21 protein-coding genes are annotated in these 19,081 nt (G+C 29.5%); 17 read left to right on the top strand and 4 right to left on the bottom strand.

Annotated features, from left to right (window positions below):
* Positions 1 to 23: 23 nt before the first annotated feature.
* Complete coding sequence (locus tag BTO18_RS13140) at positions 24 to 815, bottom strand: TspO-related membrane protein (RefSeq protein WP_226789044.1); 792 nt, start codon at positions 813 to 815, stop codon at positions 24 to 26.
* A 62-nt stretch (positions 816 to 877) separates the two neighbouring features.
* On the opposite strand from BTO18_RS13140, the gene BTO18_RS13145 reads away from it, so the two are divergent.
* Complete coding sequence (locus BTO18_RS13145; RefSeq protein ID WP_105016661.1) at positions 878 to 2,020, top strand: DNA polymerase III subunit; 1,143 nt, start codon at positions 878 to 880, stop codon at positions 2,018 to 2,020.
* Positions 2,021 to 2,128: 108 nt separating this feature from the next.
* Here the strand turns inward: BTO18_RS13145 and BTO18_RS13150 are convergent, their stop codons facing one another.
* The gene (locus BTO18_RS13150; RefSeq protein WP_105016662.1) at positions 2,129 to 2,713 is read right to left on the bottom strand and encodes a riboflavin synthase; all 585 of its coding nucleotides are present in this window, start codon (positions 2,711 to 2,713) and stop codon (positions 2,129 to 2,131) included.
* Between the two features lie 57 nt (positions 2,714 to 2,770).
* Between BTO18_RS13150 and pdxA the strand changes: the two genes are divergently transcribed.
* The 10 genes from pdxA to BTO18_RS13200 all read left to right on the top strand — a co-directional run bounded on the left by pdxA (position 2,771) and on the right by BTO18_RS13200 (position 9,796).
* Positions 2,771 to 3,805, top strand: a complete 1,035-nt coding sequence (gene pdxA, locus BTO18_RS13155; protein ID WP_105016663.1) for a 4-hydroxythreonine-4-phosphate dehydrogenase PdxA — start codon at positions 2,771 to 2,773, stop codon at positions 3,803 to 3,805.
* 72 nt (positions 3,806 to 3,877) lie between these two features.
* Entirely contained in the window at positions 3,878 to 4,414 is a 537-nt protein-coding gene (locus BTO18_RS13160; protein WP_105016664.1) for a YceD family protein, read from the top strand.
* Between the two features lies 1 nt (position 4,415).
* Positions 4,416 to 4,610, top strand: coding sequence for a 50S ribosomal protein L32 (gene rpmF / locus BTO18_RS13165; RefSeq protein ID WP_068361688.1), 195 nt, complete (start codon positions 4,416 to 4,418; stop codon positions 4,608 to 4,610).
* Positions 4,611 to 4,764: 154 nt separating this feature from the next.
* Entirely contained in the window at positions 4,765 to 5,760 is a 996-nt protein-coding gene (locus BTO18_RS13170) for a beta-ketoacyl-ACP synthase III (RefSeq protein WP_105016665.1), read from the top strand.
* 25 nt (positions 5,761 to 5,785) lie between these two features.
* Entirely contained in the window at positions 5,786 to 6,268 is a 483-nt protein-coding gene (gene accB / locus BTO18_RS13175; RefSeq protein WP_105016666.1) for an acetyl-CoA carboxylase biotin carboxyl carrier protein, read from the top strand.
* Positions 6,269 to 6,348: 80 nt separating this feature from the next.
* Entirely contained in the window at positions 6,349 to 7,689 is a 1,341-nt protein-coding gene (gene accC, locus BTO18_RS13180; RefSeq protein WP_105016667.1) for an acetyl-CoA carboxylase biotin carboxylase subunit, read from the top strand.
* Between the two features lie 88 nt (positions 7,690 to 7,777).
* Positions 7,778 to 8,227, top strand: coding sequence for an Lrp/AsnC ligand binding domain-containing protein (locus tag BTO18_RS13185; RefSeq protein WP_105016668.1), 450 nt, complete (start codon positions 7,778 to 7,780; stop codon positions 8,225 to 8,227).
* A 118-nt stretch (positions 8,228 to 8,345) separates the two neighbouring features.
* On the top strand, positions 8,346 to 8,747 hold the full coding sequence (locus BTO18_RS13190; RefSeq protein ID WP_105016669.1) for a response regulator: 402 nt from the start codon (positions 8,346 to 8,348) through the stop codon (positions 8,745 to 8,747).
* A gap of 15 nt (positions 8,748 to 8,762) precedes the next feature.
* A complete protein-coding gene (locus BTO18_RS13195; RefSeq protein WP_105016670.1) occupies positions 8,763 to 9,074 on the top strand; it encodes a histidine kinase in 312 nt (103 codons plus the stop codon).
* 20 nt (positions 9,075 to 9,094) lie between these two features.
* The gene (locus BTO18_RS13200; protein ID WP_105016671.1) at positions 9,095 to 9,796 is read left to right on the top strand and encodes a LytR/AlgR family response regulator transcription factor; all 702 of its coding nucleotides are present in this window, start codon (positions 9,095 to 9,097) and stop codon (positions 9,794 to 9,796) included.
* A gap of 202 nt (positions 9,797 to 9,998) precedes the next feature.
* On the opposite strand, the gene BTO18_RS13205 is transcribed toward BTO18_RS13200, so the two are convergent.
* Positions 9,999 to 11,033 (bottom strand): LacI family DNA-binding transcriptional regulator, encoded by a 1,035-nt coding sequence (locus BTO18_RS13205; protein WP_105016672.1) that lies wholly within the window; start codon positions 11,031 to 11,033, stop codon positions 9,999 to 10,001.
* 150 nt (positions 11,034 to 11,183) lie between these two features.
* Here BTO18_RS13205 and BTO18_RS13210 point away from each other — a divergent pair, with 150 nt between their 5' ends.
* The 5 genes from BTO18_RS13210 to BTO18_RS13230 all read left to right on the top strand — a co-directional run bounded on the left by BTO18_RS13210 (position 11,184) and on the right by BTO18_RS13230 (position 15,228).
* Complete coding sequence (locus BTO18_RS13210; RefSeq protein WP_105016673.1) at positions 11,184 to 12,230, top strand: sugar kinase; 1,047 nt, start codon at positions 11,184 to 11,186, stop codon at positions 12,228 to 12,230.
* A gap of 90 nt (positions 12,231 to 12,320) precedes the next feature.
* Positions 12,321 to 12,989 carry a bifunctional 4-hydroxy-2-oxoglutarate aldolase/2-dehydro-3-deoxy-phosphogluconate aldolase gene (locus BTO18_RS13215; RefSeq protein WP_105016674.1) on the top strand — a complete coding sequence of 223 codons (669 nt, stop codon included), beginning with the start codon at positions 12,321 to 12,323 and terminating at the stop codon, positions 12,987 to 12,989.
* A 97-nt stretch (positions 12,990 to 13,086) separates the two neighbouring features.
* Positions 13,087 to 13,512, top strand: coding sequence for a hypothetical protein (locus BTO18_RS13220; RefSeq protein ID WP_105017585.1), 426 nt, complete (start codon positions 13,087 to 13,089; stop codon positions 13,510 to 13,512).
* A complete protein-coding gene (locus tag BTO18_RS13225; protein ID WP_105016675.1) occupies positions 13,512 to 14,240 on the top strand; it encodes a lysophospholipid acyltransferase family protein in 729 nt (242 codons plus the stop codon). Before BTO18_RS13220 ends, BTO18_RS13225 begins: the two co-directional genes overlap by 1 nt.
* Positions 14,241 to 14,244: 4 nt before the next feature.
* Positions 14,245 to 15,228 (top strand): acyl-ACP desaturase, encoded by a 984-nt coding sequence (locus BTO18_RS13230; RefSeq protein ID WP_105016676.1) that lies wholly within the window; start codon positions 14,245 to 14,247, stop codon positions 15,226 to 15,228.
* Positions 15,229 to 15,480: 252 nt separating this feature from the next.
* On the opposite strand, the gene BTO18_RS13235 is transcribed toward BTO18_RS13230, so the two are convergent.
* Positions 15,481 to 16,263: an amidohydrolase gene (locus BTO18_RS13235; protein WP_105016677.1), complete on the bottom strand. Its 783-nt coding sequence runs from the start codon at positions 16,261 to 16,263 to the stop codon at positions 15,481 to 15,483.
* Positions 16,264 to 16,340: 77 nt separating this feature from the next.
* Between BTO18_RS13235 and BTO18_RS13240 the strand changes: the two genes are divergently transcribed.
* The gene (locus BTO18_RS13240; RefSeq protein ID WP_105017586.1) at positions 16,341 to 19,079 is read left to right on the top strand and encodes a PD-(D/E)XK nuclease family protein; all 2,739 of its coding nucleotides are present in this window, start codon (positions 16,341 to 16,343) and stop codon (positions 19,077 to 19,079) included.
* The last annotated feature ends 2 nt before the right edge of the window (positions 19,080 to 19,081 follow it).

A 19,081-nucleotide genomic window follows, 5' to 3' on the forward strand; every position in this document is an offset into this window, starting at 1 on the left:
TTAAGTTATCGTTTTCGATAGTTTTATGTTGATGTATTTTTTGAGGTTGAATTTTTTATTTTGATAATTAAAGTGGCTAAAACCAACAAGACAGCAGCTCCTAATGCAACAGTAGAAACAGTGGAATAATTCTCTTTATTTGCAACGCCAATTGCAGTTAAAGCCCAAGCACCAGCCAAAGCAAAGGCGTACAATTTGCGTTTAGATAGCATCATTAAATTAATTAAAGTTGCGATTACAATCATAATAATTGTCCAGATTTCTGCTGAAACTCCAAATCCCTCCCAATTTATTTTAACCAAATAAGAAGAAACATTTGCAACACTAGCCACAGTAACCCAACCTCCATAAATTACAAAAGGTAGACTTATAAGTAATAATTTTGATGTTTTCACAGCTTGAATTTGCATTTTATTATTGATAATAATTTTTAAAATTGAAGCAAGTAATAGAAATATAAAAATGCAAGAAATACCTGTATATTCATAAATCCAAGCAAAAACCCAAGCACTATTTGCAACACAAGAAATAATAAACCAAAAACCAACTTTTTCTACGAAATCATCATTTTTAACCTTTAAAAATAAGCTTCTTCCTTGGTAAATTACAAACCCGAAAAGGAACAGATAAATTAATCCCCAAATAGAAAATGCATAACCTGCTGGTGTAAAAAGTGAACGAATTGAATCTGACAAACTACCAATAGTTCTGTTATTCATAGCTCCTGTATTGGATAAGTAATTGATAAAAACAGTTGATACGAATGCAATTCCGTTTAAAATTTGAAGTGCTTTTTTCATATTTGATTTCTTCATTTATGGATTCATTAAAAATACAAAATATAAAGTAAAAAGGTTCTAAAATCATATATTTGCTTATGCTTTTCAACCAAATTATAGGTCAAGAACATATCAAAAAACATTTGATAAAATCTGCTGAAAATGGCAGAATTCCGCACGCGCAATTATTTGTAGGTAAAGAGGGTTGTGGAACTTTGCCAATGGCAATTGCGTATGCACAGTTTTTGTTGTGTAATTTTTCCGATAATGTAGATGCTTGTAACCTAAAGTGTAACAAGTTACAGCATCCAGATTTGCATTTTGCATTTCCTGTAACTACAAACGATTCTGTAAAAAAACATGCTGTAAGCAATTTATTTTTAGAAGATTGGCGTGAATTTATAGCAACGCAACCTTATGGAAGTTTGTTCAATTGGCTACAACATATTGGCGTTGAAAATAAACAAGGTTTAATTGGGGTTGATGAAGCAGAAGACATCGTAAAAAAATTGAAACTAAAAAGTTACGAAGGTGGCTTTAAAGTGATGATAATTTGGATGGCAGAAAAAATGAATATTGCTGCAGCTAATAAATTATTAAAATTGATAGAAGAACCTCCTCAAAAAACTGTTTTTCTGCTGATAACAGAAAATGAAGAACAAATTATAAACACGATTAAATCTCGTTGTCAAGCGTTGCATTTTCCAGCTTTATCAGAACAAGACATTGCTAATACTTTGGTTGTAAATCATCAAGTTGATGATAATGAAGCTTCCAAAATTTCGCAACAAGCTGAAGGTAATTTTAACAAGGCTATTCATTTATTACAAAACGATGGTAATGATTTGGTTTTTGAAGAATGGTTTGTAACTTGGGTTAGAACTGCGTTTAGAGCCAAAGGAAATGCAGCTGTTGTGCAAGAATTAATTGGATGGTCTGAAGCGATTGCAAAAACTGGTCGTGAAACTCAAAAACGATTTTTAAACTACTGTTTGCAGTTTTTTAGGCAAGCACTTTTATTAAACTACAAGTCTGATCAGTTGGTTTTTATGAAAACAAAATCCGGTTTTAATATTGCTAAATTCGCACCTTTTGTACATTCAGGAAATATCCTAGAAATCGAAAAAGAAATTAGTGAAGCAATGTATCATATTGAAAGAAATGGAAATGCAAAAATCATTTTATTAGATCTTTCTATGAAATTGACGCGATTTTTGCATAAGAAAGAAGCGAAGGTTTAACACTTAATTTTCTCCACAATATTTGTCATTCTGAAAGAATCCTTGAGAATAATTGCGTGAGATGCTATCAGCAAGACAAACTGTATGGTTATACTTGTAAAGTAAAAACTACAAATTCGTCAAACGAGCCACATATTTCCCAATCACATCAAATTCAAGATTCACAGTATCATCAAGTTGTAAAGTTTTAAAAGTAGTGTTCTCCCAAGTATAAGGAATAATAGCCACAGAAAACCCACTTTTTGTAGAATTAATAACGGTTAAACTTACTCCATTTATAGTAATAGAACCTTTTTCTATGGTAACATTGTTTTTGTCAGAATTGTATTCAAAAGTATAGACTGTACTTCCATTTTCGTCTTCAATGTTTTTACAAACTCCAGTTTCATCTACATGACCTTGTACAATATGTCCATCCAATCTGTCACCTAGTTTCATAGCACGTTCCAAATTAACAAGCGTATCTTTTTTTAGTTTTCCAATATTGGTTTTATCTAAAGTTTCTTTAATGGCAGTAACAGTATATTCATCTTTATTGATAGCCACAACAGTTAAACAAACGCCATTATGAGCCACACTTTGGTCTATTTTAAGTTCGTTTGTAATATCACTTTTAATAGTTAAATGAACATTTTCTTGCTCTTTTTCTACTTTAGTGACCACTCCAAGTGTTTCTATAATTCCTGTAAACATATCGTTAAAAATTAGTTACTTTTGTTATCACAAAAATACGGATAATACAAGATAAGGATGGAGAAAACGGATAAAATAATTGTTGGAATTTCAATTGGAGATTTAAATGGAATTGGTATTGAAGTAATTTTAAAAACATTCCAAGATAAGAGAATGTTAGATTTTTGTACATCAGTGTTATTTGGCGCTACAAAAGCGATTTCTTATCATAAAAAAGCATTAAAAATAGAAACTCCTGTCCATGGAATTACTTCTATAAATCAAGTGAATCCTAATAAAATAAATGTTTTAAACATTTGGAAAGAAGATGTAAAGATAGAGCTAGGAAAAGCGACTAAAGAATCTGGAAATTACGCAGCAAAGTCGTTAGCATCTGCAGTAAAACATTTAAAAGAAAATAAAGTTGATGTCTTGTTGACTGCACCAATCAACAAAGAAAACATTCAATCTGAAGATTTTAAATTTCCAGGCCATACAGAGTATTTAGAAGCCAATTTGGAAGGAAAAAGTTTAATGATTTTAATGACAGATGAATTTCGAATTGGCTTAATTACGGGTCATATTCCTATTGCTGATGTTGCGAATTCCATTACTCCAGAATTGATAAAAAGTAAGGTAGATACAATGCATAAATCTTTAAAACAAGATTTTGGAATTAATAAACCAAAGATTGCAGTTTTAGGATTGAATCCACATTGTGGAGATAATGGTGTTATTGGCAAAGAGGATGATGCAATCATAAAACCTACAATAAATGAAATCAAGGAAACAGGAAAACTAGTTTTTGGACCTTATGCAGCAGATGGCTTTTTTGGTTCAGAAACCTACAAACAGTTTGATGGCGTTTTAGCAACTTATCACGATCAAGGTTTAGCACCTTTTAAAGCATTATCTTTTGGTAAAGGTGTCAATTTTACAGCAGGACTAGGACATATTAGAACTTCTCCAGATCATGGAACAGGTTATGATATTGCAGGTAAAAATGTGGCAAATCCATCATCATTTAAGGAGGCTTTGTTTACAGCACTTCAAGTTTTTAAATCAAGAAGTGAATACAAGGGACTAACAGAAAAACCACTGGTTGTTAAATAATTACTTTTTTTGATAAAAATATTGCAGAAATACATTTTTTTGTATCTTTGCACGCTCAAATGATGTTTGATTATGAGAGAATTGAAAGATTACAATATCCAATTTGTAGGATTAAAAGAAGGAAAACACCAGTTTGATTATACAATTGATAATAAGTTCTTTGAAGCATTTAATTACGATGAATTTACGAGTTCATCAATTAAAGTTTCTTTACATTTTGTAAAAAAAAGCACATTATTCGAGCTTAATTTTATCACAGAAGGTACAGTAGAAGTACCTTGTGATGTAAGTAATGAGTTATATCATCAAGAAATGGATTCAGAAATGTCATTGGTGGTAAAGTTTGGACCAGAATTTAACGATGATAATGAGGAGATTTTAATTTTACCTCATGAAGCTTATGAATTTAATGTAGCACAATTTATTTACGAAATGATTGTTTTGGCAGTTCCTAACAAAAGAGTGCATCCAAAAGTTTTGGATGGTACAATGGAATCTGAAGCCTTAAACAAGTTAAAAGAATTAGAAATAAAAAAAGAAAAAACTGTAGCAACTACAGATCCTAGATGGGATAAATTAAAGAATTTAATAACAGAAAAAAAGACATAAAATGGCACATCCTAAAAGAAAAATATCTAAAACTAGAAGAGATAAAAGGAGAACGCATTATAAAGCGTCTGCGCAACAAATAGCTACAGACCCAACAACAGGAGAAGCTCATTTATATCATAGAGCACATTGGCATGAAGGTAAATTATATTACAGAGGTCAAGTTGTTTTAGAATCTGCAGCAGCAGAAGCGTAAAAATTCATTAAATAAATAGTGAAAAACCCTCATTTTTGAGGGTTTTTCTGCGTTTTTAGGTTAAAATAGTGTCCTTTTGGTGTTTTTTTGGGGAATAAGTGAAATAATTTTCACTACTTTTGAACATTCTAATGTTTAGAAATAAATCATAATTATGACAAAAATTACTGCAGCAATTTCAGCAGTTGGAAAATATGTTCCTGACTATGTTCTTACTAATAAAGAGTTAGAATCTTATGTTGATACTAATGATGAGTGGATTACTTCAAGAACAGGGATAAAAGAAAGAAGAATTTTAAAAGGAGAAGGACTAGGTACTTCGTTTATGGCCATAAAAGCTGCTGAAGATTTAATTCAGAAAAGCAATATTAGTCCAGAAGAAATTGATATGGTAATTGTTGCAACTGCAACACCAGATTTGCCAGTTGCAGCAACAGCTGCATATGTTGCTTCTCAAATTGGAGCTATAAATGCTTTCTCTTACGATTTACAGGCTGCATGTTCTAGTTTTTTATATGGAATGTCAACAGCTTCAAGCTATATTGAGTCTGGGAGATATAAAAAAGTTTTACTAATAGGTGCTGATAAAATGTCTTCTATTATTGATTACAATGACAGAGCTACTTGTATTATTTTTGGAGATGGAGCAGGAGCTGCTTTATTTGAGCCTAATACAGAAGGTTTTGGTCTACAAGATGAGTTTTTAAGAAGTGATGGAGTAGGAAGAGATTTCTTAAGAATTGAAGCTGGTGGTTCGATAATGCCACCTTCACTAGAAACTGTAAAAGCTAATAAACATTATGTATATCAAGAAGGTAGAACTGTATTTAAATATGCAGTTTCAAACATGGCAGATGTTTCAGAAAAAATGCTAACTAGAAATAATCTGAAAGAAGAAGATATTCAATGGTTAGTGCCACATCAAGCTAACAAAAGGATAATAGAAGCAACTGCGAATAGAGTTGGTGTAGGCCCAGAAAAGGTTATGATGAATATTCATAAATATGGTAATACAACATCAGCTACATTACCACTTCTATTAGCAGACTATGAAAATCAATTAAAGAAAGGAGATAACTTAATTTTTGCTGCTTTTGGTGGTGGTTTCACTTGGGGAGCTATTTACTTAAAATGGGCATATAATTCATAAAATTAATAACTAAACAATAAGAAGTATGGATATTAAAGAGATTCAAAATCTTATAAAATTTGTAGCTAAATCTGGCGCAAGCGAGGTAAAGTTAGAAATGGAAGATGTAAAAATTACCATTAGAACAGGTTCTGCTAAAACAGAAACCACAATTGTACAAGCAGCACCAATGGCGAGTATGCCTCAAACTGCTCCTGCTCCAGTAGCAGCACAACCAATAACAGAAACTACTGAACCAGTAAAATCTGAAGCTAGTGATGAATCTAATTACGTCACAGTAAAATCTCCAATTATTGGTACTTTTTATAGAAAACCAGCTCCAGATAAACCAAACTTTGTAGAAGTTGGTACAAGTATTAGTGCTGGTGATACTGTTTGTGTTATTGAAGCAATGAAGTTGTTTAATGAAATTGAGTCTGAAGTTTCTGGTACAATCGTTAAAGTTTTAGTAGATGATTCTTCTCCAGTTGAATTTGATCAACCTTTATTTTTAGTTGATCCATCTTAAAAAGAGTTTAAGCTCTATTTAAATTAAGGATTAGTTCCTGTCTTAAATAGTCTAAAACACATAACCCAAAACTCTTACTTATGTTTAAAAAAATATTAATAGCCAACAGAGGTGAAATTGCTTTACGTGTTATTAGAACCTGTAAAGAAATGGGTATCAAAACAGTAGCAGTTTACTCTAAAGCAGATGAAGAAAGCTTACATGTTCGCTTTGCAGATGAAGCCGTTTGTATAGGACCAGCTCCAAGTAGTGAGTCTTATTTAAAAATGTCTAATATTATTGCAGCAGCAGAAATTACAAATGCAGATGCTATTCATCCAGGATATGGATTTTTATCTGAAAACGCTAAATTCTCTAATTTATGTGAAGAGCACAATATCAAGTTTATTGGAGCCACTGGTAAAATGATAGACCAAATGGGAGATAAGGCAAATGCCAAAGCTACAATGAAAGCTGCAGGTGTACCTTGTGTACCAGGTTCAGAAGGTGTTATTGAAGATTTTGAGGAGTGTAAAAAACTAGCTATAGAAACAGGATATCCTGTAATGCTAAAAGCTTCTGCAGGTGGTGGAGGTAAAGGAATGCGTGCTGTTTGGAAACCAGAAGATTTAAAAGAAGCTTGGGATTCTGCAAGACAAGAATCTAAAGCCGCTTTTGGTAATGATGATATGTATATGGAAAAACTTATAGAAGAGCCAAGACATATCGAAATTCAAATTGTAGGTGATTCTTTTGGGAAAGCTTGTCATTTATCAGAGAGAGATTGTTCAGTGCAAAGACGTCATCAAAAGTTAACAGAAGAAACACCTTCTCCTTTTATGACAGATGAGTTGAGAGAAAATATGGGTAATGCTGCAGTAAAAGCAGCAGAATTTATAAAATATGAAGGTGCAGGTACTGTAGAATTTTTGGTAGATAAACACAGAAATTTCTATTTTATGGAAATGAATACTCGTATTCAAGTAGAGCATCCTATTACAGAAGAAGTAGTTAATTATGATTTAATTCGTGAGCAAATTTTAGTTGCTGCAGGTGTGCCAATTTCTGGGAAAAATTATTATCCACAATTACATTCTATAGAGTGTAGAATTAATGCAGAAGATCCTCATAATAATTTTAGACCTGCACCTGGTAAAGTGACTACTTTCCATTCTCCTGGAGGTCATGGAGTAAGGATGGACACACACGTTTACGCTGGTTATATGATTCCGCCAAATTACGATTCTATGATAGCCAAATTAATTGTTACTGCTCAAACTAGAGAAGAAGCAATCAATAAAATGAGACGTGCTTTAGATGAATTTGTAATAGAAGGTATTAAAACCACAATTCCTTTCCATAGACAATTGATGGATCATCCAGATTATATATCAGGTAATTACACAACAAAATTTATGGAAGATTTTGAAATGAAAGCATAAATTGCAATAGTAATTATAATCTTGAATATAAATAGAGAATACATGTTTTGTATTCTCTATTTTTTTATATTTATACTAAATTTTTAAAATGAAAATTGACGGAATTGATAAAATTATAATTAGAAGATTAGTAAAAGATGCAAGAACACCTGTATTGAGTATTGCAAGAGAAGTTGGTATTTCTGGAGCTGCAATACACCAAAGATTACGAAAATTAGAAAAATCGAAACTCATAGATGGTTACAAAATGGTAATTAACCCTAAAGCTTTGGGCTATACAACTACTGCCTATGTAGGTGTTTTTTTAGATTCTTCTAGTCAATATTCATCTGCAATTAAAAGATTAAAAGAGATACCAGAAGTCATAGAAAGCCATTACACAACTGGTAATTATGCGATTTTTATAAAGATACTTTGTAAAAATAATGAAGATTTAATGTATTTATTAAATAAAGACATACAAAATATAAAGGGAGTTTCGAGAACAGAAACTTTTATTTCATTAGATCAACAAATTGATAGACAGATAACTATTTAATTAAAAACAACTTAACTACTAAAAATTACCTTTTAAGGATATTTGTAAACAATTTATCAAATAAATAAAATTAGACAGCATTTTTTTAAGAGTTTTAAGGTGGAATAAAACCTCAATTATGAAACCTCTATCAATTTTGCTAGTAGATGATGATGAATTGCAAAGAATAAAGTTTAAGAAAGTTTGTAAAGAAATTAAACTTAAAAGCATAATATTTGAAGCTGATAATGGTGAAAATGCATTAAAAATCCTTAATTCTGAAAATACATTTGACTTGATAGTTTCAGATTTAAATATGCCAAAGATGAACGGAATTCAATTTTTATCTGAATTAAAAAGTAATATAAAGTTCAAAAATATTCCATTTATAATAATGTCAACATCTAAAAGAGCAAAAGATTTTAAGCAGATTTTAAAATTAGGAGCGTTTGGTTTTTATGGTAAACCTACAAGTTATAAAGATTATGCAAAAAATTTAATTACTGTATTAGAAACTTGGAGAAATACAATAGTTACCTAATAGAATTATAATATCATGGAAGAACCAAATTTATCCTTTATTAAAGAAATTGCTGGTGAAGATGAATCTTTTCAGAACAGTATTTTAGATATTATGAGAAAAGAATATCCTAAAGAAGTTGAAGATTTTACATTAAATTTCTCAAATAAAAATTACAAAGAAGCATCCAAAGATGTTCATAAAATTAAACATAAAATAAGTTTACTAGGTCTTAAAGAAGGATTAAAATTAGCTACAAACTTCGAAAAACAATTAAGAAAAGGAAATACTGAATTACATGATGATTTTATTAAAATTTTAAACAAAATTCATGTATATTTATACTAGTAATTTTTTTTATTTGTAGAATGGATTGTATTATAATTGATGATGACGCAACTGCTAGGCTGATTACAAGACAGTTATGTTTAAATTCAGGAAAAATAAATGTTATTGATGAATTTTCTTCAGCAATTGAAGCTATTAAATTCTTGAATAGCAATACAGTAGATATGGTATATTTAGATATACACATGCCCACATTTTCTGGCTTTGATTTTATCAAAACACTAAAGAATCCACCTAAAATTGTATTAACAACTTCTGATAAGAATTTAGCATTAGAGGCATTTGAGTATAAAAGTGTAGTAGATTACCTTGTAAAACCAATCAACAAAGAAAGATTTGATAAATCACTAGATAAGCTCTTTTCTATTTCTAATAATGTTGAAGAATCTATTATAGAAAAAAAAGAGACACCAGAACATATTTATGTAAATGTTGATAGAAGACTAGTAAAAGTACACATACCAAGTATATTTTTAATTGAAGCAAAAGGTGATTATATCAATATAAAAACTAAAGAAAAGAACTATATAGTTCATTCTACGTTAAAGAAAATTCAAGATAAACTACCAACACATTTATTTTTTAAAGTACACAGATCTTTTATTATTAATACTTCAGAAATTATTGATATAGAAGATAATACTGTGCTAGTTAATAAAGATGTTGTACCAGTTAGTAGATCTAATAAAGGAGAGTTAATGAAGAAATTAAATTTACTTTAACATTATTTAATTCTATTAAACGATACTTTTCTACCATTCAACCACAGAAAAAACCCAATTACCGAAGATTGTTAAAGTTTTGTAAATTGATTTTTATATTTGTGTAGATATCAATTATAAGTTGGGGGATTTATAAATTGTAAAAACATAGAGCTGATTTTAATCAGCTCTTTTTTTGTTTAAAAATCACAATATCAGATTTTTATAAATTATAATTTTTTAAAGAAGATTCTCTTACAATTAGTTTTGCATCTAAAATTATTTTATTCAAAGACTGCTCAATTTTAGTTTTTTTAGAATACCCTAAAAAAGTTTCAGCAGCAATTCTACCAATCTTATAAGAATGTTGATTTACACTTGTTATTTTTGGAGTTACCATATTTGCAAAAGGTTCATCACCAAAACCAACTAATGCAATTTCTTGAGGTACTTTAATTTTCTTTTCATTTAAAATCTGTAAAGCTCCAAGAGCAGCATAATCTCCAGCAACATAAACAGCATCTGGTCTGTTTTTTAAATTTAATAATTGTTGCATTTTTTTTCTACCATCTTCTGTTGATAAATCACTTTCAAGTAGAAGCTCATTTTCTAAAGGTAAATTATGTTTTTGTAAAGCGTCAATATATCCTCTAATTCTATTATTATAAATTCTAGTTCGTTTAAAACCACTAATATGTGCAATTCTTTTACATCCTTGTTCTACAAGATGATTCACAATTACATGACTGCTATCGTAATCATCAATACCAATATAATCTACATTCAAATCATTCTCACCTCTATCAAAAGTGATTAATGGAATACCAGCCGCTTTAATTTTTTCAAAATGATTTAGATCTACAGTTTCATTTGCCATTGATGCTATAATTCCATCAACTTGAGTAAACAAAAGTGTATCAATATTGGCACATTCTTTTTTATAAGATTCGTTAGATTGTGTAATGATGATGTTATAGCCTTCTTCATTTAAAACCTCTTCTATATTATGAATGGTAGCTGCAAAAAAATTACTATTGGTTCTAGGTACAATAACCCCAACCAATTTACTTTTACCACTTCTTAAAGCACTTGCCAAATGGTTTGGTTGATAATTTAAGTTTTTAGCAACTTGTCTTACTGCTTTTTTAGTTTTTTCACTAATCCTAGAGTCGTTATGCAACGCTTTAGAAACAGCAGCACCAGATATATTTAGCACATTTGCAATATCTTTTATAGTAGTTTTGTTTTTTTTTGCCAAATTTTTATATCTTTGCTTAATCGTTTAAACAAAGATACAGTTTGAATTAGAATAATCAAAACAAATAGTTGAATATAGGTTTTGATTTTATTTTGAAACATTGGTTAAACGTTTAACCAATTAATTATAAACTTAAAATTTAGAGTAAAAATGGGTAAAGTAGTAACTTTCGGAGAAATCATGTTAAGATTAGCTCCTCAAGGATTTTTAAGGTTTTCGCAAGCAAATAATTTTGATGTAATTTATGGTGGTGGAGAATCTAATGTAGCAGTTTCTTTAGCTAATTATGGAGTTGATGTAGATTTTGTAACGCGTTTACCAAAGAATGATATTGGGCAGTGTGCAATGATGGAAATGCGTAAAAGAGGTGTTAATGTTAACAAAATAGTTTGGGGTGGAGACAGGTTAGGAATTTATTTTTTAGAAACAGGTGCAGTATCTAGAGGCTCTAAAGTAGTTTATGATAGAGCACATTCTGCAATTGCAGAAATCGAGTCTGGAATGATTGATTGGGATGCTGTTTTTGATGGTGTAGAATGGTTTCATTGGACAGGTATCACTCCAGCAATTTCTCAAGGAGCTGCAGATGTATGTTTAGAAGCTGTAAAAGCTGCAAGTTCCAAAGGCGTTACTATTTCTACAGATTTAAATTATAGAGCTAAACTTTGGAAATATTGTGATGATGCTCACAGAGAAAAAGTAATGACAGAATTAACATCTTACTGTGATGTAGTTTTAGGAAATGAAGAAGATGCAGAAAAACATTTTGGAATTCATCCAGAAGGATTAGATGTGCACAAACATGGTCATGATGTAAAAGCTGAAGCATTCTTATCTGTTTGTAAGCAAATGATGGAAAAATTTCCAAGAGCTAAAAAAGTAATTACAACATTAAGAGGTTCTATTTCTGCTTCTCACAATACATGGGCAGGAGTTTTATATGATGGAGAAAAAATGTACGAAACTCGCCAATATCAGATTACTGATATTGTAGATAGAGTTGGTGGTGGAGATTCTTTTATGGGAGGATTAATCTATGGATTGTTAAAATATCCAGAAGATGATCAAAACGCATTAGACTTTGCAGTTGCTGCATCTTGTTTAAAACATACAATTAAAGGTGATGCCAACTTGGTAACTGTATCTGAAGTAGAAAAATTAATGGGAGGTGATGCTTCTGGTAGAGTAGCTAGATAATACAAGTGTTTATTCGTTTATCTGTTAAGTTGTTTTATTCAATTTTACAGATAAACAAATACACAATCAAATAAATACATATTTTTTAAGATGGCACAATATTCAAGAATAGAAGTAGCACAAGTAATGAAAGATACAGGAATGGTTCCTTTATTTTTTCATAGTGATATAGAAGTAAGTAAAAAAGTTTTAAAAGCATGTTATGATGGTGGAGCTCGTTTATTAGAGTTTACAGCTAGAGGTGATTTTGCTCATGAAATTTTTGGAGAATTAACAAAATATGCAATCAAAGAATTACCAGGAATGGTAATGGGTGTAGGTTCTGTAACTGATGCAGCAGCAGCTTCATTATTCATGGCTTTAGGTGCAAACTTTATTGTAACTCCAGTTTTAAGAGAAGATATTGCAATTGCTTGTAACAGAAGAAAAGTTTTATGGTCTCCTGGTTGTGGAACTTTAACAGAAATAGCAAGAGCAGAAGAATTAGGATGTGAAATTGTAAAGTTATTTCCTGGCGATATTTATGGTCCTCAATTTGTAAAAGGTGTTAAAGGGCCTCAACCTTGGACAAGTATAATGCCAACAGGTGGTGTTGCACCAACAAAAGAAAATTTAACAGGTTGGTTTAATGCAGGTGTAACTTGTGTTGGAATGGGCTCAAAATTAATGGCAAAAGATGCTGATGGAAATTTTGACTATGATAAAATTGAAAGTAAAACTAGAGAAGCTTTAAACATCATTAAAAATTTAAAGAGCTAGTTATTATTTGATTATTTAAAACGGAGAAACTCCATCAGAAATGTTGGAGTTTTTTTTAGATATTATTGTAACTTTACCATTAAATAAAACAAACTTCATGAAAGAAATTCATTCATATTGGGCGTATTTAGTATTGTTAATACTAATTTTTGCAGTTGTAAATGCAATAATAGGGCTTACTCAAAAAAAACAATTTACTAATAAAGATTTAAGAATCGGATTATTTACGTTAATTGTTACTCACATTCAACTACTTATAGGTTTAGCATGGTATTTTATGTCTCCTTGGTATAAAGGTTTAAAAAGTAATGCATCAGAAGTTATGGCAGATAAAGCAACTCGACTATTAGCAGTTGAGCATCCAATAACAATGATTTTTGCTATCGTATTAATTACTATTGGTTGGTCTAAACATAAAAAGAAAACTACAGATGCTGGTAAGTTTAAAATGTTTGTTATTTTTTATGGTTTAGGTTTATTTCTTATTCTTTCTAGAATTCCATGGAACAATTGGTTTAGTTAATGAAAATTATTAGTTATATATTATCTCCAATTTTTGCAGTAGTATTTATTTTACTATTAGTTATCTTTCATCCATTACAATGGTTAAGTTTAAATCTATTTGGGTATAAAGCACATGCAAAAGTTGTAGCGATTTTAAATTTCTTCTTGGTAAAATCTATGTTATTTATAGGTGTTCCTATCTACTGTAAAAATGAATATGATTTACCAGAAAACACTTCTTTAATTTTTGTTTCTAATCATCAAAGTACTTTTGATATTCCACCAATTGGTTGGTTTTTTAGAAAACATCATCCAAAATTTGTTGCAAAAATTGAATTAGGGAAAGGGATTCCAAGTGTTTCTTACAATTTAAGACATGGAGGTGCAGCACTCATTAATAGAAAAGACCCAAAACAAGCAATTAGTGCACTTGTTGATTTTTCAAAAAGAATCAATAAAAATAAATGGGGAGCCATTATTTTTCCTGAAGGTACAAGAAGTAGAACAGGAGCACCAAAAAAATTTGCCACTAATGGCTTAAAAGTTATTACTAAATATAATAAAGATGGTTATGTAGTACCTTTAACCATTAATAATTCTTGGAAAGTATTTAAATATGGAAAATTTCCACTAGGAATAGGTAGTCCTATTACAATTACTACTCACAAACCTTTAAAAATTGATTCTATGCCTTTTGATGAATTATTAGAAAAAACAGAATCAATAATTAAGGAGCATATCAAATAAATTTATGTCGATAAAAAATGTAAGAAAAGAAGTGATGTTAACTTTAGAAAAAAGTATGCAAGACTTCGTAAATAGATATTTAATACCAGCTGAAAAAATATGGCAACCTACAGATTTTTTGCCAAACTCTCAAGAAAACTCATTCATTTCAGAAGTAGAAGAAATTAGAGAATTATCTAAAGATTTACATGATGATTTTTGGGTAGTTTTAGTAGGCGATACCATTACAGAAGAAGCTTTACCAACCTATGAATCTTGGCTTTTAGATTTAGATGGTGTTTCTCAAGATCCAGACAATAGTTGGGCAAAATGGGTAAGAACTTGGACAGCAGAAGAAAACAGGCATGGAGATGTATTAAACAAATACTTGTATTTATCAGGTAGAGTTAATATGCGTGAAGTTGAGATTTCTACACAACATTTAATCGCAGATGGTTTTGATATTGGTACTTCAACAGATCCATACAAAAACTTTGTATATACTACGTTTCAGGAATTGGCAACCTATATTTCTCACAACAATGTAGCTAAAATTGCTCGAAAAAAGGGACATAAAGCTTTGGCAAAAATGTCTAAAATTATCGCTGGTGATGAAATGCGTCATCACCAAGCGTATGCACATTTTGTAAAAGAAATTTTTAAGATTGATGCAAGTGAAATGATGTTGGCTTTTCAACACATGATGAAACATAAAATTGTAATGCCTGCCATGCATTTAAGAGAATCTTTTGGTGCAAAAGGAAGTTTATTTGACGATTTTTCTACAGTAGCACAAAGAATAGGTGTTTACACAGGTTTTGATTATGTTGATATTTTAAAGAAAATGAACTCAATGTGGGAGATTGATAAGATATTAAATTTAACACCAGAAGCTGAAAAAGCACGAGATTTTTTAATGAATCTTCCAGATAGAATGTATAGAATTACTGAAAGAATAAAAATACCAGATACTGAATTTAAGTTCAAATGGATGTTACAACCTAGTTAACGTGAGTTCGATATAACTTTTCTAATTATTATAGATTATTTAATTGACAATTAGATTATTGTCATTTCGAACGAAACATAATGGAGTTGAGAAATCTCAAATTTAGTATAAGATTTCTCCATTTCAGTCGAAATGACAACAATCTCATATAACAAAATTCTTATCTAACTAATTAACAATATTTTTTAAGTCGAATTCAAGTTAGTTAATAAATAATCCTCGTAAGTTTATATAGGCTTTGAGGGTTTTTTACTAAAAATCAATTGAAAAAGAATCTCTATCATTCAAAAAACCTAGTTTTTCACGAATGTTGTCCTGCTTTTCTCTATTAATAAAAGCGGATATAATTCCAACTTGATTTTTCGGTAAATTAGAGATTTCATTACCTAAATAATCTATAATTAAAGAATTACCAGAATATTTATAGTTATTAGCATCACTGCCTGTTCTATTTACTCCAATTACATAGCTCATGTTTTCAATGGCACGTGCTTTTAAAAGTGTATCCCAAGCTTTAACTCTAGCTACAGGCCAATTTGCCATATAAATTAAAAGATCGTAATCTTCAGTATTTCTCGCCCAAACAGGAAAACGTAAATCATAACAAATTAGTGGGCAAATTTTCCAGCCTTTAAAATCTACAATTAATTTTTCTTTTCCAGAAGTATACACTTTATTTTCTCCAGCTAACGTAAAAGAATGCCTTTTATCATAAGTTTCTATTTCTCCTGAAGGATGTACAAAAAGTAAGCGATTATGATAATTATTTTTATGTTTGATGATTAAACTTCCTGTGATTGCCAAATCGTATTTTTTAGCAATAGTTTTCATCCACTTTACTGAAGCTCCATCTAATGATTCTGCTATATTTTTTGGACTCATAGTAAAACCAGTAGTAAACATTTCTGGCAAAACGACTAGATCAGTTTCACTAGATAATTTTGCAATTTCATTTTCAAAAAACACTAAATTTTTCTTCGGATTTTCCCAAAACAAATCAGCCTGAATACCAACTACGTTCAATTCATTTTTCATCTAAAAAAATATAAAATTATGGCACTATAAAAGTAAGTTTTTGTAATTTAGAAAACCAAATTCAAATAAAAAAATTGATACAATCTTTTATTTCTGAAACAGTAGATGATATTCTAAAAAACACAACTTCTTTCAAAGATGTAGTTTTTATTTTACCATCGCAAAGAGCAAAAGTCTTTGTAAAGCAAACCTGTAAAGACAAGATTGATGTTGGCTTTTTACCAGAAATTTTAAATATTGAGGAGTTTATTCATCAAGTTTCTGGTTTCCATAAAGCTGACAATCTTCAATTATTATTTCATTTTTATGGAGTTTATAAAAGCATAGAAAAAAGCCCTGTTACTTTTGATGTTTTTAGCTCTTGGGCAATAACTGTACTACAAGATTTCAATGAAATTGACCAACATTTGGTAAATACAAAAGATATTTTTGTGTATTTGAGAGATATTCAACGTTTGCGAAAATGGTCTGTAAAAGGCGAGTTTAAAGAAACTGAATTAATGAAAAATCATTATGATTTTTTAGAAAAAATGAATGAATATTACAATGCTTTTTACAAATTTTTAGTAGATAAAAATACAGGTTATCAAGGATTGTTATATAGACAGTCATGCAAAAAAATAGATGATTTTTTAGATAAAAATAGTCATAAAAAATTCTTTTTTATTGGTTTTAATGCACTGAATAAGGCAGAAGAATTTTTGTTCCAAAAAGTACTAGAATTAGGGAATAGTGAAGTTTATTGGGATATTGATACAGTTTTTTTTAAGAGCAATCATCAAGCAGGTAAATTTATCAGAAAATATCAAAAAGACTGGAAATATTACGAGAAAAAACCTTTAAAAACAATTTCAAATTCTTTTTCAGAATCTAAAAATATCGAAGTTATAGGAGCTTCAAAAAATGTAACGCAAGTAAAATATGTTGCAGAAGTTTTAGAAAAGGTAACCAATTTTAGAGATACAGCTTTAATTTTAGCAGATGAAGCCTTGTTGCCAATCACATTAAACTCCTTACCTAAAAACTGTAGTGCTGTAAATGTAACTATGGGTTATCCTTTAAAAGACGTACCAATTACAAACCTACTATTAGCTATTTTTCAGCTATTCAATTCACAGGAAAAATTACAAAAAGTAGCTAAAAATGAGTTTTACTATAAAGATATTATCCGTTTTTTAAAACATCAATCTATATTAAGTTTGGTGCCAAATATTTCAAGATTTTCAAAAGAAATTGCAGCAAAAAATCAAACATTTATTAATAATAATAATATTAAAAAATTATTTGAAACTACTGAAAATTCAGTAAAAGAGGTTTTTATAACTTTATTTAATCCGTTAAAAACTGTAGGTAATTTTATTGAAAGAATTTTAAATATTATTAATCTTTTAAAAGATAATGTAGATGCTTTAGAAAAAGAACATTTGTTCCGATTTTATAAAATTTTTAATCAGCTAAAATCTTTTGAAGAAAGGTATCAATATTTTCCTGATTTAAAAACATTAGCCTTGTTTTTTAAACAGTTGGTTGCCTCTGAAAATCTATCTTTTCAAGGAGAACCTTTAAAAGGTTTACAATTAATGGGAATGCTAGAAACAAGAGTTCTAGATTTTGAAACCATTATTTTGGTTTCTACTAACGAAGGTATTTTACCTGCAAATTCACAACAAAATTCATTTATTCCTTTTGATGTTAAAGTCGAATTTGGGTTACCCACTTATAGAGAAAAAGATGCTATTTTTTCTTATCACTTTTTTAGATTACTACAAAGAGCTAAAAACGTTTTTATTGTATATAATACTGAACATGATGCTTTTGGAAGTGGAGAAAAAAGCAGATTTGTGAGCCAACTAGAAATGATGAGAGATGATATTGTACATAAAATTGTTTCTCCAAAAGTAGTGACAGAAAAAATAGAGTTAAAAGAAATTGAAAAAGACAATTCTACTTTAGACGCTTTAAAAATACTAGCAAAAAAAGGGATCTCACCATCAGCTTTAACTAATTATCTTCATAATCCTATTGCTTTTTACAAACAAAAAGTTTTAAAATTAAAAGAATTTGATGATGTAGAAGAAACAGTTGCATACAATACTCTAGGAACTGTAGTTCATGAAACATTAGATGAATTGTACACACCTATTATTAACAAATTTTTGACTGTAGCTCATATTGATGAGATGAAAAAACAGACTAAAAAATTAGTAATTAAATATTTTAAAGAAGAATTTAAAAATGGAGATATTTCTACAGGAAAAAATCGTTTAATTTTTGAAGTAGCCAATAGATTTGTAATTAATTTTTTAAATAAGGAAAGAGAATTGGTTGCTGATAAAAATAATCAATTAAAGATAATAGCAACAGAAGAAACGTTAACTACAGAAATTATAGTTAATGGTTTAGGTTTCCCTATAAAGTTGCATGGGCAAGTAGATAGAGTTGATGAATTGAATGGTGTTTTACGAATTATAGATTACAAAACTGGTACAGTAACTAGTGGTAATTTAAGAGTACCAGATTTTGAGAATTTACGTGATGAAAAACACTTAAAAGCAATTCAAGTTTTACTGTATGTTTATTGTTATACAAAAGACAAAAAATTTGATTTTTCCAAACCTATTCAAGCAGGAATTTATTCATTTAAAAATCTGAATAGTAGGTTTTTAGGGGTTAATTTTTCATCAAATTATAGAAAAAAAGAATTAGACATTACAGAAGAGAAATTAGAAGAGTTTATAGAAAAAGTAAAGATTTATATCACTGAAATTTTTGATATAAATATTCCTTTTATAGAACCTGCTGATTTGAAGTATTAATT

This window comes from Polaribacter porphyrae, from assembly GCF_002954685.1.
GTDB lineage: Bacteria > Bacteroidota > Bacteroidia > Flavobacteriales > Flavobacteriaceae > Polaribacter > Polaribacter porphyrae.

Bases quoted from the DNA above. Each gene is read 5' to 3' on its own strand.
- BTO18_RS13140 (WP_226789044.1), bottom strand. From the start codon at position 815: ATGAAGAAATCAAATATGAAAAAAGCACTTCAAATTTTAAACGGAATT.
- BTO18_RS13145 (WP_105016661.1), top strand. From the start codon at position 878: ATGCTTTTCAACCAAATTATAGGTCAAGAACATATCAAAAAACATTTG.
- BTO18_RS13150 (WP_105016662.1), bottom strand. From the start codon at position 2,713: ATGTTTACAGGAATTATAGAAACACTTGGAGTGGTCACTAAAGTAGAA.
- pdxA (WP_105016663.1), top strand. From the start codon at position 2,771: ATGGAGAAAACGGATAAAATAATTGTTGGAATTTCAATTGGAGATTTA.
- BTO18_RS13160 (WP_105016664.1), top strand. From the start codon at position 3,878: ATGAGAGAATTGAAAGATTACAATATCCAATTTGTAGGATTAAAAGAA.
- rpmF (WP_068361688.1), top strand. From the start codon at position 4,416: ATGGCACATCCTAAAAGAAAAATATCTAAAACTAGAAGAGATAAAAGG.
- BTO18_RS13170 (WP_105016665.1), top strand. From the start codon at position 4,765: ATGACAAAAATTACTGCAGCAATTTCAGCAGTTGGAAAATATGTTCCT.
- accB (WP_105016666.1), top strand. From the start codon at position 5,786: ATGGATATTAAAGAGATTCAAAATCTTATAAAATTTGTAGCTAAATCT.
- accC (WP_105016667.1), top strand. From the start codon at position 6,349: ATGTTTAAAAAAATATTAATAGCCAACAGAGGTGAAATTGCTTTACGT.
- BTO18_RS13185 (WP_105016668.1), top strand. From the start codon at position 7,778: ATGAAAATTGACGGAATTGATAAAATTATAATTAGAAGATTAGTAAAA.
- BTO18_RS13190 (WP_105016669.1), top strand. From the start codon at position 8,346: ATGAAACCTCTATCAATTTTGCTAGTAGATGATGATGAATTGCAAAGA.
- BTO18_RS13195 (WP_105016670.1), top strand. From the start codon at position 8,763: ATGGAAGAACCAAATTTATCCTTTATTAAAGAAATTGCTGGTGAAGAT.
- BTO18_RS13200 (WP_105016671.1), top strand. From the start codon at position 9,095: ATGGATTGTATTATAATTGATGATGACGCAACTGCTAGGCTGATTACA.
- BTO18_RS13210 (WP_105016673.1), top strand. From the start codon at position 11,184: ATGGGTAAAGTAGTAACTTTCGGAGAAATCATGTTAAGATTAGCTCCT.
- BTO18_RS13215 (WP_105016674.1), top strand. From the start codon at position 12,321: ATGGCACAATATTCAAGAATAGAAGTAGCACAAGTAATGAAAGATACA.
- BTO18_RS13220 (WP_105017585.1), top strand. From the start codon at position 13,087: ATGAAAGAAATTCATTCATATTGGGCGTATTTAGTATTGTTAATACTA.
- BTO18_RS13225 (WP_105016675.1), top strand. From the start codon at position 13,512: ATGAAAATTATTAGTTATATATTATCTCCAATTTTTGCAGTAGTATTT.
- BTO18_RS13230 (WP_105016676.1), top strand. From the start codon at position 14,245: ATGTCGATAAAAAATGTAAGAAAAGAAGTGATGTTAACTTTAGAAAAA.
- BTO18_RS13235 (WP_105016677.1), bottom strand. From the start codon at position 16,263: ATGAAAAATGAATTGAACGTAGTTGGTATTCAGGCTGATTTGTTTTGG.